This window comes from Bacteroides sp. AF34-31BH, assembly GCF_003602795.1.
Lineage (GTDB): Bacteria > Bacteroidota > Bacteroidia > Bacteroidales > Bacteroidaceae > Bacteroides > Bacteroides uniformis.
On sequence record NZ_QTLV01000005.1, the window covers coordinates 213223 to 227243 of the forward strand.

General features: G+C 45.9%; 8 protein-coding genes. 6 read left to right on the plus strand and 2 right to left on the minus strand.

Annotated elements, in window-relative coordinates; genetic code table 11:
* Positions 1–76 precede the first annotated feature (76 nt).
* Complete coding sequence (locus DWZ67_RS10445; RefSeq protein ID WP_032571534.1) at positions 77–274, minus strand: hypothetical protein; 198 nt, start codon at positions 272–274, stop codon at positions 77–79.
* Positions 275–723: 449 nt separating this feature from the next.
* Here DWZ67_RS10445 and DWZ67_RS10450 point away from each other — a divergent pair, with 449 nt between their 5' ends.
* Both DWZ67_RS10450 and DWZ67_RS10455 read left to right on the plus strand, forming a co-directional pair.
* Positions 724–1533, plus strand: a complete 810-nt coding sequence (locus tag DWZ67_RS10450) for a Fic family protein (protein WP_120138804.1) — start codon at positions 724–726, stop codon at positions 1531–1533.
* Positions 1534–1762: 229 nt separating this feature from the next.
* Positions 1763–3151: a PAS domain-containing protein gene (locus DWZ67_RS10455; protein ID WP_005824402.1), complete on the plus strand. Its 1389-nt coding sequence runs from the start codon at positions 1763–1765 to the stop codon at positions 3149–3151.
* 10 nt (positions 3152–3161) lie between these two features.
* Here DWZ67_RS10455 and DWZ67_RS10460 read toward each other — a convergent pair whose 3' ends face one another.
* Positions 3162–4121: a FimB/Mfa2 family fimbrial subunit gene (locus DWZ67_RS10460; protein ID WP_005833650.1), complete on the minus strand. Its 960-nt coding sequence runs from the start codon at positions 4119–4121 to the stop codon at positions 3162–3164.
* 347 nt (positions 4122–4468) lie between these two features.
* Between DWZ67_RS10460 and DWZ67_RS10465 the strand changes: the two genes are divergently transcribed.
* Genes DWZ67_RS10465 through DWZ67_RS10480 form a run of 4 tightly spaced genes read left to right on the plus strand, consistent with a single transcriptional unit; the run spans position 4469 to position 13998 of the window.
* Entirely contained in the window at positions 4469–7663 is a 3195-nt protein-coding gene (locus DWZ67_RS10465; RefSeq protein WP_022401823.1) for a SusC/RagA family TonB-linked outer membrane protein, read from the plus strand.
* 13 nt (positions 7664–7676) lie between these two features.
* Entirely contained in the window at positions 7677–9356 is a 1680-nt protein-coding gene (locus DWZ67_RS10470; protein WP_016272026.1) for a RagB/SusD family nutrient uptake outer membrane protein, read from the plus strand.
* Between the two features lie 41 nt (positions 9357–9397).
* Positions 9398–11368 (plus strand): hypothetical protein, encoded by a 1971-nt coding sequence (locus tag DWZ67_RS10475; RefSeq protein ID WP_120138787.1) that lies wholly within the window; start codon positions 9398–9400, stop codon positions 11366–11368.
* An 8-nt stretch (positions 11369–11376) separates the two neighbouring features.
* Complete coding sequence (locus DWZ67_RS10480; protein ID WP_120138789.1) at positions 11377–13998, plus strand: hypothetical protein; 2622 nt, start codon at positions 11377–11379, stop codon at positions 13996–13998.
* Positions 13999–14021: the final 23 nt, after the last annotated feature.

Here is a 14021-nt window from a genome sequence, read left to right on the forward strand (position 1 = left end):
TGGGAAATGTACTCTGTAGGCTACAATTTCCCCCTTTGATAATGGAGTATATCAAAGGACTATGAAAAGAGAGGGGTTATTGCCCCTCTTTTTCTGTCTTGTCACTTGGGTTATCATCTGGTTTGACTGGTATAGTCTTCCAGTAATTAGTCATGCCTTGTGATATTGCTTGGATATGCGAAGCTGACTTACTTCTACCTCTTAATGATTGGCTGATTTTTGCTTTGGTATCGTCTCCAAGATTGCGATACATTCTCTTTCCTATATTATCCATATTAATTGATTTTATACTAGATAAATAGTCAAATGAAGTAAGAATGTAAAGAATAGTAGGTTGATTTCACAGAAAAAAATATCTGGACCAGAAAATTTTATTCACAGAACCGTTTGTTTTAATCAATCATACCTACTAAAAAGGGGTATTCTGAGAGCCGAGTTACGGTGTTATCTTCTATGTATTAACTAGATAAGAAGTAAATACAAACTCATTTTGAATCTAATATATTATTTACTGTACTTGCCTATTTTCATTAAATATTCTACCTCCAATATTGAGGCTTGACTTTTATAACGGTATGAACTCTCGCAGTTCCCAAATCAAATCCAAATCATGTAAGAATTGGTTCGAGAAAAGAACGCTTAGGGGTACGAAATAAAGAAGCGGGGAAAGTTTTAATGCTTTTCCCGCTTTCTTTTTATACTTATCTTTTATGCCCTTTGCTCATGGGAACAGATATCTGGCAAGAGATAGAAGTACTGAATCAAGAATTTGTGAGGCTTGGTATCAGTCAGTCGGTAGACTATGAAAAGTACTACCTCTATTCGCTTATTACCCATTCTACTGCTATTGAGGGCTCTACACTTACCGAATTGGATACCCAGTTGCTTTTTGATGAGGGGGTAACAGCCAAAGGAAAGCCGTTGGTCTATCATCTGATGAATGAGGATTTGAAGAAGGCATACGAACTCGCCAAAGAAGAAAGTGCACAAAATGCGGAAATTACGCCTGTTTTCTTACAAAAATTGAATGCTGTTCTAATGCGTACTACTGGGAGTGTATATAATGTAATGGGCGGTTCTTTTGATTCTTCTAAAGGTGAATTTCGTTTGTGCGGCGTTACTGCTGGGGTGGGCGGGTGTTCTTATATGAGCTATCCTAAAGTTCCCGCTAAAGTAGAAGAACTTTGTTCTATATTGAGAGAAAAGCAAAAGAATATGGAAACATTTCGGGAACGATATGAATTGAGTTTCAATGCTCATCTCAATTTGGTAACCGTTCATCCGTGGGTAGATGGCAATGGGAGAACGGCTCGTTTGTTGATGAACTATATCCAGTTCTGCCATCATCTTTTTCCGACGAAAATCTTTAAAGAAGATAGGGGCGACTATATTCTTTCTTTGCGGCAGTCGCAAGAAGATGAGAACAGTCAGCCTTTCTTGGACTTTATGGCAGCGCAGCTGAAAAAATCATTTGCGTCAGAGATTGAGAAATACAATACTGGACGTAAAAAAGGTTTTAATCTCATGTTTTGAAAAGCGACGATTCCTTCCTGATAAGCTCATATAGGCATTAGCTGATTGTGCTGTATCATCCTTTTGTATTGGGTTATTCTCAAAATATTCTCTTCTCGGCATTAAATACAAAATAATGGGTGTAAAATGCAAATTTATTTCGTAGATACTGTTTTCGCATTTATTTTTTTCTAAATTTGCAGTAGCTGGAATCTTATCTAACTATTTAATTATTAAATGTTTGCCAATTATGACAAAACATGTTCCTCTTTTTTTACCTCTCGGAAGTATTCGGTTACTGACGATATTCTTCTCTTTTTGTATAATCTTTGTTCATCCGGCATTGGCTGACAAAATGGCTGAAAGCCCCGAACTTTTCGATACTGCTTTCACCTTGCAGGAAAGGCTTGATATTCCCGACGGGTTTGTTCAAAGAGAGATGGTCTATATTTCCATTCTTTTAGGTACATTGGTGCTGTGCCTCTTCTTTTTCTTCATGCAGAGGCGGATGAAGAAATTGAGGGAAAGGGACCGGGAGAGGTATCTGCAACTGTTGGAAGGCATTCTTGATAATCTTCCCATTGCGGCAAAAGTGAAGGATGTGAATGATGGGATGCGCTATACTTTTTGGAATAAAAAGGCAGAGGAACTCTTTGAATGTTCGGCCAGAGAGGCTATAGGCAAGACGGATTTTGAAACAATGCCAGAGGCTGCGGCTTTAATTAGGAAGGAGGATGAAGAGTTGGTCAAGACGGGGATTCCACAAGAAGGTATACGACGTTTTTTTACCAAGAAGAACGAGGAGCGGTTTACCTTCCAGAACAATAATTTTATAAAGCTTTCTGATGGTCGCAAGTGGATTGTTTATACTGCTTGGGACATTACTGATTTGAAAATCATGGAGCGCAAGCTACGTCTGGCCAAAGAGGAGGCTGAGGAGTCCAACCGGATAAAATCGGCTTTCCTGGCCAATATGAGTCATGAGATACGTACTCCGCTCAATGCAATAGTTGGTTTTTCGAGTATTTTGGCCACGGAAGTGTCTGAGGAAGAACGGGTGGAGTATCTCGATATTATAGAGCGGAATAATGAACTGCTGTTGCAGCTCATCAATGACATTCTGGATTTGTCGAAGATAGAAGCCGGTACATTGGAGTATGTCTATGCTAACGTGGATATCAATAAAATGGTGTCCGAGATAGAGCAGGCTACAAGTATCAGGCTGACCAATAAAGACGTGCGTCTGGTCACGGTTACGCCATTGCCCGGTTTGCTGCTGTATACCGATCAGCGCAGAATTACTCAGGTATTCAATAACTTCATCAGTAATGCGCTGAAGTTTACTGCTGCCGGTAGCATTACCATTGGTTACGGAATGCCCGAAAATAGCTATATCCGTTTTTATGTCACCGATACCGGGACGGGGATATCATCTGAGAATGCGCAGGGGATTTTTAACCGCTTTGTGAAGCTGGATTCCTTTAAGCAAGGTACCGGACTGGGACTGGCCATTTCGCAAAACATTGTGAAGGAACTGAAAGGAGAGATAGGGGTGGAGTCACAGTTGAGCAAGGGCTCCACTTTCTGGTTCACGTTGCCTTTTTATAAGATGGACGCGCACCGTTCTATCTTTCCTTGATGCTGCAAGCTCAATCCAATGAAGGGACATCGATTGTCTGGCTTTCCTCGTTCCAGTTGTCAAGGGTGAATTCTCCGGATGATTCTTCGGAAAAGATGTCTCCCAGAGTGAGGGTCAGGGTCAGTTTGGAGTTTGCTTCCAAAGGTCCGTTCAATGTTTGCTTGAAACTTTTCACGTTTCCATTTTTCAGTATGATGCTCATCTGGAATTCCGGTTTCCCGAAAGAAGGGAAGAGCATGACGGTGGCGTTGCTCATTTGTGTACCGTCGACGGAACGGACCAGAGGGAAGGCTACTGTGCGTGGGCTTCCTTGAGGAGCGGCGGTGTAGAAATTCAGTTCTCCAGCAATATTGGTGATGCGCACCACCATGCTGTCGATGCTCGAACTGAGGATGCCGTTGTTCTTGTCCTTGATGATTACTTTCAGTCCGGTCACTACCCGTTTGAGGGATGCTTTCAGGTCCTCACTTCCAATGTTGGCAGGCTGGACGGCGTGTACCAGGTCGAATACCGGATAATAGGTTGTGTCCGCTTCCATTTTGAATAGGGAGAAGTGTTGCCGGGACATGTCTTCGCCTAAGATGTAGACCGGGTCCCTCATGAGAGGATGTGCATAAATCGGCTCCTCGTATTTAGGGGTTCCCCAATAAATCATGTTATAGAGACCTGCGGGTAAGGATAACTCTCGATTGACGCCATCGTTATAGAAAGCTCCGTCTTTAACTTGGTAGTAACCGTAAAAAGGTGTCAGCTTCCGGTTTATGTAGTTTCCATAATAAATAGAGGTGCCCGCCTTGCAGGGCATGATGGTCAGTATGCCGGTCAGCGGGCTTTGTCCGCTTTCTGTGGACACGTCCATCAAAAGTCGTGGTGATACCAACTCACTGCTTTTTTCTATCTGGGGCGGATTGTCATCGGCGCAGCTTGCCACGATTGCGGCAAGTACTGCAAATACTACTAATTTTTTCATTATCTGTTAAGCTTTAGGTTGTTCTTCCTTGAGAACGTTTTTAGAAAGAAATGGTTCTTTGTACTCCGGAGAAAGTATATTGGGGATGGAAAAGTGAGGTGAAACCAATTCCGGTATTGAGGGGAATGGGAAGAATAGCCCCTCTTCAAAAGGCTTAGAGAAGGGACGGAAAACAAATTATACCTTTTTTAGTAACATTTTAGAAGCCTTGATTAACGAAATCATATACTCTTCGTAACAATTTCTCGACATTCTTTTCTTGTTCCTCCATACATTTGCATCCGAGTTCTTTGGTATTAATTGAAGAACACAATGAATCTTTGATATTAACCATTAAATAATGTACAATGAGAAAAACATTCTTGGAAAAGTGCATAAATCTGCGTTTATGCCGTGTTGCATTGGTACTTTTGTTTCTTGTACCTGCAATCAGTAGCCTGCAGGCTAATCCTTCTCAAAACAAGACCATTTCGGGTGTTGTGACATCGGCTACGGATAGTGAGCCGTTGATAGGTGTCAGCGTGCAGGTGAGAGAAACCGCTACGGGTGGAATTACCGACATTGATGGCCGGTATTCGGTAAGTGCCCAACAAGGACAGACACTGGTGTTTTCTTACATCGGTTATCAATCACAGGAAATCAAGGTAGGTACTTCTTCCGTCATCAATGTGGTGCTGAAGGAGGACACGGAAATGTTGGATGAAGTGGTTGTAGTGGGCTATGGTGTCCAGAAGAAGAAATTGGTGACGGGTGCCACTGTTCAGGTGAAGGGTGACGAAATAGCCAAGATGAATACAACCAATCCCTTGCAGGCTATGCAGGGACAGACACCGGGTGTAAGTATTGCTTCGACTTCCGGTCAACCGGGTGCTGACATGAAAGTGAGTATCCGTGGTCTTGGTACCGTGGGAAATAGTGCTCCTCTTTATCTGATTGATGGTGTGGGTGGTGATATTTCTACTTTGAATCCTGCCGATATTGAAAGTATAGATGTACTGAAAGATGCGGCTAGTGCGGCTATCTACGGTTCGGCCGGTGCTAATGGTGTAGTGCTTATTACTACCAAGCAAGGGCGCGAAGGTAAAGCGCAGATTAGTTTCGATGCTTATTATGGAATACAGAATGTAGCTCGTAAGGCTAATATGCTGAATGCAAAAGAGTATATGGCCATTATGGATGAGCAGGCTTTGAATAGCGGACTTTCGGCTTACGATTGGAGCCAATACCAGTCTATTTACGATGCCAATGGCAATGTGTATGATACGGATTGGGTAGATACTATGTTCAAAGATAATGCCACAACGGAGAGCTATACGCTGGGTGTCACTGGTGGAAGCGCAACTTCCACTTATGCCCTTTCGTTAGGATATATGAGTCAGGAAGGTATTGTCGGCGGTTCGGATGTGTCTAACTATTCGCGTTACAATTTCCGTGTGAACAGCGAGCACAAACTTTTCAAGGATATTTTGAAAGTGGGCGAGCAGGTGAGTTTTGTATATAAGATGAATAACGGTATCAGTGTAGGCAACCAATATAATAATACCTTACGCGGTGCATTCGGAACATCGCCTATCGCTCCTGTCTATAGCGATAATAATCTTTATGATTCGCCTTACAATGACACCAGTACCAGTGACTGGAATAAAGGTGATGGAAACCCTTATGGTTTAATGATGACCGACAGCAACAATGAGAACAAAACGGCTACTTTTTCCGGTAATGTTTATGCTGAATTGCAGCCTGTCAAGAATTTGAAGATAAAGTCTGTATTCGGTGTGGTTTATGGTTCCAGCGAATACCGTAGTTTCAAGCCTCTCTACAAGTTCAGCCAATATATATATAATGAAGAACGTACTACCGTATCTCAAAATGCCAATCACTCTTTGGGTATGACATGGACCAATACGGCTTCTTATGACTGGACTATGGGAGAACATTCGTTCAACGCCTTGCTGGGTATGGAAGCCTATCGTTACGAGGGCACTTATATCGAAGCTAAAAATGGTATGTTGAAAGAAGGTTTTGATGATTGGGAGCATGCTTTTGTGGGCAACGGAACGGCCTCCGATTCGACCAACGGCTTGGGTGCCAGTGGCAATCCGCATACCGAGAGCCGCAAGGTGTCCTATTTCGGCCGATTGGGTTGGAACTGGAAAGAAACTTATATGGTCAATGCTACTTTGCGTGCAGACGGTTCGAGCAACTTTGCCAAAGGCAACCGTTTTGGTTACTTCCCTTCGGTATCGGCAGGATGGACCATTACTAACGAAAAATTCATGGAAAGTACGCAAAACTGGCTCGACTTCCTGAAAATACGTGCCAGCTGGGGACAAGTGGGTAATGCCAACATTGACGCATTCCAATATCTGGCTCCTATCAAGAGTACCAATACACACTATCTTTTCGGCAGCGGTTACGGCGACTCGGATGCTGCGGCACAGCTCGGAACCAACTGGGGAGCTTACCCTAGTCGTCTGGCTAATGCTGACATCAAGTGGGAGACTTCACAGCAGACCAATATCGGTCTTGATGCCCGATTCCTCAACAGTCGCCTGGGTGTTAATTTCGATTTCTACATTAAAGATACTAAAGACTGGCTCGTGGTGGCTCCTATTCTTGCTACTGCCGGAGCAGGTGCTCCTTATATTAATGGCGGTGGAGTGAAAAACACCGGTGTGGAACTCAATCTTACTTGGAATGACCAAATAGGCAAAGACTTTAGTTACAATATCGGTATCAACGGTGCCTACAATAAGAATAAGGTCGGAGAGATTCCTAACGACGATGGTATCATTCATGGCTCTACCAACCAGTTGTATGACAATACTCCTGAATTCTATCGTGCCGAGAATGGTAAGCCTATCGGTTATTTCTATGGTTTCAAGACAGCAGGCATATTCCAAAACAATCAAGAAATAGAGGATTGGATTAAGGCTGGTAACGGTGTGCTGCAAGCTGACGTACAACCAGGTGACGTGAAGTTTGTGGACATCAACCATGACGGACGGGTGAACGAGCTTGACAAGACCGATCTTGGTAACGGTATTCCTGATTTCACTATGGGCTTCAATCTCGGTTTCAACTGGAAAGGACTTGATTTCTCTGTAGTGGCCAACGGTGCTTTCGGACAGCAGATTGTCCAGAGCTATCGTAACCATACCTCCAAGCAAGCCAATTATACTACTGCAATTTTAGGACGTTGGACAGGAGAGGGAACCAGCAATCGCATACCTCGTGTCACAGACCAGAATCTCAACTGGCAGTTCTCAGACCTCTACGTGCAGGATGGTGATTACCTGCGAATCAGTAACATTACTTTGGGCTACGACTTTGCCAAGCTACTGAGATGTAAGGCCATCAGCCAGTGCCGTATCTATGCTCAGGTACAGAATGCGTTCACATTTACCAAATATGACGGCATGGATCCGGAAATAGGTTATGGTCCCGAAGGAGATAACGGACAAGGTTGGGTGTCGGGCGTTGATTTAGGTTATTACCCCCGTCCCCGTACCGTATTGTTTGGTGTTAACTTGAAATTTTAAAATATAGACTGATATGAAGAAAAACAAAAATATATTTATGGCAAGTGTCCTGCTCCTGAGTTTGGGACTGGCTTCGTGTACCGACAGTTTTCTCGATGTTACGTCGAAGACTGAATCTTCAACCGGTACATTCTATAAGACTGAAAAAGATGCTTATCGTGCTCTGATAGGTTGTTATGATGGTTGGCGCCAGACTTCATCAGCCATGATGGTAGGGTTTTATATGGCTTCCGAGGTGATGAGTGCCGAGTGTTTTGGCGCTACCGGAAATGCCGATGGACGTGGCTATCAGGCCATTGACCGTTTTGACATCTCCCAATCGCCGGCTGACCTCAACCTATACGAAGGTGACTGGAAAAATTATTATGCGGGCGTCTATCGTTGCAACGAGCTGATAGCTCATGAAGAGCAGATTGTATGGAATGAATCGGATAGCAAACGTGGTATCTATATGGGCGAATGTCGTACGTTGCGTGCATTGCTTTATCTGGATATGGTTCGTTTATGGGGGAATATCCCACTCTTTCTGGAACCGGTAAACGAAAATCGCGCTCCTTCACCTGCCAAAGAGGTGTTCAGTGCCATATTTACTGACTTAAAATATGCTATCGAGAATATTCCCGGTGACGCTTATCCCAAGGCCGACTATACCAAGAACGACGGACATATTACAAAATATGCCGCCGAGGCTTTGCTGGCACGTGCCTATCTTTTCTATACCGGATATTACGGTGAAGAACCTGTAGAGGTGACTCGTGCCGAAGCTTTGGCTGCTGTAGAAGACGTAATCGCTTCAGGAGAATATGGTTTGGTACCGCAATTCAAGAATTTATGGCCGGCTTCTTCTGCAAAAGTGGCCGAAAAAGGAGACTATGAAACTTTGAAGGGTACATATGCCGGTGATGGAAACAAGGAAACCATTCTTGCGTTGAAATTTACCGCTACTCAGGATTATAACGGGAATAATGACTCCAACCGTTGGCAGGTGATGTTGGGTATGCGCCAGCTTAATGCTGCTCCCTATTGCAAGGGATGGGGCGCATTGACGGTAAATCCTGATTTTGTGGAAGCGTTTCCCTCTGGTGACCTCCGCCGTTCGGCTTCTATCATTGATTTGGTAGGGGAAGGAATCACCGGTTCGGCCGACTTTACCACCAGTTTTAATGACTGGCGTGAATATACCGGCTATGCTGTGAAGAAGTATGCTCCCCTTTGCTATGCCGATGGAAGCCATGCCGGTAAGCAGGATGGTAGCGGTGACTTCCAGACACAGAACCGCCAAGACTACGTTATTATCCGTTATGCCGACGTATTGTTGATGGCCGCAGAACTGGGCAGCCCCAATGCGCAAACTTATTTCGACCAAGTGCGTAAGCGTGCTTATCAGGTTGATGACAACGGAACAGTATCGGCCAACTATCAAGCTAAGAGTGTGTCTCAACAAGCTATTATGGAAGAACGTCGTCTTGAATTTGCTTTTGAAAGCATTAATTATTGGGATCTCCTGCGTCAAGGTATAGACGTGGCAGCCGAGAAGCTCGCCTTGAATGGTGTCAAGGTGAAGAGTGGAGGCACTGATGATGCGGTAACCATACGGGCCGACCGTGTGAAAGCCACCAAAGGCTTGAGCCAGATTCCTTATAATCAAATTAACCTTTCACAGAGTGTACTTGTGCAGAATCCCGGATGGTGAGTACCATTAATAGAGTAAATAAAAAATAAAAACAATAAGATATGAGACTTAAATCATTCTTTTCCATATTGGCAGGAGCGGCTTTGATATTTTCCGCTTGCTCGCCCGAAGAGTACGAGATGGGGGCAAAAACCTATGTCTCCGATGATCTGGTGGAAGGTATCGCCTATACGGTGACCCCTGATGCCAATGATCCTAATACGATTCATCTGACTTCGCTCATCAAGGGAGCCACTCCCTTGTGGGTCACTCCAAGCGGTCCTTCTCAAAAGACCACTCTTGACTTGGCACTTCCTTTTGCCGGAGAATATAGCGTGACTTTCGGCGCTTCCACACCGGCAGGTCCGGTATATGGCGAACCATATACCTTCAAGGTAGAGACCAATAACTTTGCCATGCTCGAAGACCCTATCTGGGCTAACCTTGCAGGTGGAGTGGGCAAGAGCCGTAAGTGGGTTCCCATTGACAAGAACTTTGGTATTGGCCGTTGTTCGGGACCGGTGATGTACATGAGCCACACTGATGTGAAAAATGATGGAAGCAATATTACCGACCTTATGATTGGTAGCGCCAATTGGGCTCCCAACTGGGATCCGGGTATCCAATCGTGGCTCATTCCGGCAGACGACCCCTATTTCCTGTCGTACATCACTTTCGGCCTGGATGCTGTGAAAGGCTGTACGGTGGAACTTCATCGGGTGGCTGCTTCGGGCACGACGGATGCCACCGGAACTTTCAACTTGAATGTGTCTGACCCGAAACGCCCTGTCATATCTTTCTATGGCGGTACCTATTCATTGCATAACGAGGGTTTTGATGATGTCTGTTCCAACTATACCAACGACATCAAGATTATAGAATGTACTCCTTATCTGCTGCAGGTAGCTACGATGCGTACCAATAGCGAAGGTCCGTGGTGGCTGGTGTGGAACTTCATTTCCGAAGAGGCTTATAATGACCCCAGTATCATACCGACTGAAGATCCGGGTTTGCTTCAGCCTGCCGAAGTACAACAGCCTGTCATTGAAGATTTGGCAACCAAACTGTTCACTACTGAAATCAACGGTGTCACCTATGTGGGCAATGAGGCACGCTTCCTCATCAATGATGAAGAACCTTATGACTGGACATGGTGGAATGGTGGCTCTGCTGCTTGGGAAAGCGTAGTGAAGGGACAGTACGGTTCTTCATGGGCACCTGTGGCCGATGCTTCCATTGCCGACTATGAGCTGGTATTGAGCAGCACGGCCGATGGCTACAAATGGGATGACGGTACCAATGCCGGTAAGCTTGCCATTGAAGACGGCAAATTGAAATTTATGGATGCCGACGGCAATCCGGTTGAGATAACCGTCCTCACCGCTACCGGTGATAAGCGCACGGTGGAAGTGAAGGGAAGCGAGTTTACCGTAATGGCTTGCGATGTCACCAGCTCTTTCCAGATGGGTGTGCCTGCAACGACCAATGACAAGGGAGCCGTGGATTCTTATCTTTGTGCCAACCTCAACTACAAACCTATCGCTACCGGACCTACCGGGCCTACTGAAATCAAGGTAGACAACAGCAAGGTACAAATTCTTTTCGGTGACGGAAATCCCGATCGTTTGCGCTTGCAGTTCTACAATCCTTGGGGCGGTGGTGACGCGGGATGGCCGATCGACATCACGAAGGTGAAGTTGAAAAAGAACCAGACGCTGAAGATACAGTACAAAGTGCTGAGTGGAATCACTTGGAACGAGGGCGCGACTCCTAAGACCGTGATTATGGACAATAACATCGGAAATGCTTGGGAAGACGACTGCTACAACCTGGCTCACGCCGTGGCCTTTGACACTGCCGAAGGAGCTGTACAGACTGTGTCCGTGACCAATACCACCGGTGCCACTGTGACTTACGAAGGAAGCAGTTGTATCTGTATCGGTATCCAGAATAAGGGACTTGCTACTGTGGCTGCCACCGAAGACGGACAGCCGGATGTGAAGGTTGAGATAATTTCGATGACCATTGAATAACCACTTAAATGAATTTAGTATATATGAAGACAAAGATATATTTAGGAATACTTTCACTTGCATTGGGTCTTTCGCTGGCTTCGTGCAGTGAAGATGACGACTATACTATCCACACCACCCCGATTCTGAACGAATCGTCGGTGGTGACGGGGTCGTCCGATGTGACCGCCACTACCGCTACGCTCCATGCCACGCTCTCCGGGTTGGATGGCATGGATGCCGGAAGCTATAAGACCGGCTTCTTCTATGGCTCTGCGCAAGACAACCTGCCCGAGGACGTGCAGGCTGCTTATGACGGCAGCGCCTTCAGTGCTCAGTTGAATGGGTTGAGCAATAACTCCACGCTCTATTATCAGGCTTATGTATGCTTGCAGGGCAAGGTGTATTACAGGGGCGAGGTGAAGAGCCTGCTCACCACCAATGCCAAGGTGGCTACTGCCGATGCCGCATCTGTCGACTTCGCTTCGGCTGTATTGGGTGGAACGCTGACCGATGCTACGGCCGATGCTACTTGTGGTGTCGTTATCTCTACTTCATCCGATGTGGAAGCGGTTCGTGCAGGTCTTATTGTGAAGAGTGAGGAACTTAAGGACAGCTATTCATTCGTCCATGCAGGGTTGGTGCCCGAAACGCAATACTATTATGCGGCTTACCTCAATCTGGGTAGCGGCATTGTGTATGGTGAGGTGAAGAGTTTCACTACTCCTGCCTATGACTTCGATCTCGACAATGACCTTGTCGACCTGGGACTCTCCGTGAAGTGGGCTCGCTTCAATGTGGGTGCCAAGAGCGAGACTGGACTGGGTGGCCTTTTCGGATTCGGTGACCTGACCGGATGCAACAATAGCATCGACCCTGCCGACTATGCTTCGGCCGATACTTATAAAACGGCTTCCGACTTGGCTTTCCGTGCATTTCAAGGGCGTGCCACACTGCCTACTGCCGATGATTTCGAGGAACTCTTCACGTTGTGCCAGAAAGAGTGGACTGAGCAGAATGGAGTGACAGGTTTCAAGTTCACCGGTCCTAATGGTAATTCCATCTTCCTGCCTGCAGCCGGTACGCGTGTGGCAAACGATGTGACGGCGCTGGGTACTGAAGGATATTACCTCACCGGTACTGTCAACTCTTCCAATACAGAATTTGCGGTAGGTTACCAGTTTGCAGCTTCTGTCAATCACCGTATCACTGCCGCAGTTTATCAAGGTATGGCTGTACGCGCTGTTTCCACAGCCAAGAACGTACCGTTCAACAAGGCTCTGCTCTATCAGAAGTGGTATCTTGACAATGGCCAGGACGGTAAGCAGCACGTGTTTGAAGGACCTTTCACGCAGTGGGGTGTTACGGACAACTGGAGCACAGTTTCCAACGGACAACCCAACATTGAACAGCAGATTCATTGGGAGATGGGTACGGATAATGGCTGGATAGGTTATACTTACGGAAAGGACTATGGTTATATGGAGCTCAAGGAGGACGGTACGGTGAATATTCATCGTATTGCCGAAGACGGTACCGTGACCGATGAAACCGGTAAGTTTACGATTGACGAGGCGAATAAAGTGATTGACATCGACATAGATGTGCTTTGTGCCAATACTTGGATTGGCACGAAGAGTGGTAAGCTGAACATTCTGTCGTTGACTGCCGACGGCCTGCAGATTGCCCTGCCCGATGGCGACTATGGCTATTCGTTGAACTATTACAGCCAGGCCAAGGCCGATGCCGATGCGCAGGTTCCTGTATTGCTCAATATCGCCGATTCATCATGGGCAGGAAGTTGGGATGCACTGCTTGTAGCCATTTCACCCGAAGACTTGGCTGGACAGCACACGTTTGTTTTCGAGGGAACTTGTACCGATGCTATGGTGTTTACGCTTGACTTTGCCGGTATGGCGAAGCGCTATCCCAATTCGTTTGTACGCATTGACGAAATCAAGCTGGATGGTACTTCCATCCGGTTTGATGCCAATCGCTTCTACTATGGCGACATTGAAGGAAACGGCAAGTACCGTGTTCAGTTGTTCAATGCTTATGGAGCCGGTTCTGTAGGCAATGCTGTTCCTCTCAGTCCGTTCAGCGATGTAGAAAATCAAGGTACCGAGCCTGCCATCCATTTCAAGGAGAAGCTTGAGATTGTCTGCACCGTCATTACCGACGGTACCGGTGCAGGTATTTATACGCCTAATCTGGTTACTGTCAATCCGGATTGGGGAAGTGCATGGGGATATAACGCAGGAGCTACGTTCGAGGTGAAATACGAGAACTTCCAGTACAGCCTTGTGGCTTCTCAGTTCGACATTAAGTACGAATCTGCCGACTATGCGGCAGGTTCCATCATGACCTTCGTTGAAGTGGCTGACATCTACAAGTATTTCCCCGGTTTACATGCCACACTTGACAACCTCTATCTGGATGGCAAGGAAGTGACATTTGATGCATCCAAAGTGCTCGATGCCAATGAATCCCCGAAGTATCGTCTGGAACTTTGGAATTGCTATGGGGCAACAAAGGATAAAGGGTGCGCTTTCGGTACTCCTGATGGTGATGTTATCAAGGAACTTGGTTTCAGCAGTTCTATGGAAGTGAAGTTCACGTTCCACACTCTTTTCTCTGTTCCTGAATGGTAAGAGGGATAGACGGAAATATACTG

Coding starts and splice junctions, on each gene's coding strand:
- DWZ67_RS10465 (WP_022401823.1), top strand. CDS start 4,469: ATGAGAAAAACATTCTTGGAAAAGTGCATAAATCTGCGTTTATGCCGT.
- DWZ67_RS10480 (WP_120138789.1), top strand. CDS start 11,377: ATGAATTTAGTATATATGAAGACAAAGATATATTTAGGAATACTTTCA.
- DWZ67_RS10475 (WP_120138787.1), top strand. CDS start 9,398: ATGAGACTTAAATCATTCTTTTCCATATTGGCAGGAGCGGCTTTGATA.
- DWZ67_RS10470 (WP_016272026.1), top strand. CDS start 7,677: ATGAAGAAAAACAAAAATATATTTATGGCAAGTGTCCTGCTCCTGAGT.
- DWZ67_RS10445 (WP_032571534.1), bottom strand. CDS start 274: ATGGATAATATAGGAAAGAGAATGTATCGCAATCTTGGAGACGATACC.
- DWZ67_RS10460 (WP_005833650.1), bottom strand. CDS start 4,121: ATGAAAAAATTAGTAGTATTTGCAGTACTTGCCGCAATCGTGGCAAGC.
- DWZ67_RS10450 (WP_120138804.1), top strand. CDS start 724: ATGGGAACAGATATCTGGCAAGAGATAGAAGTACTGAATCAAGAATTT.
- DWZ67_RS10455 (WP_005824402.1), top strand. CDS start 1,763: ATGACAAAACATGTTCCTCTTTTTTTACCTCTCGGAAGTATTCGGTTA.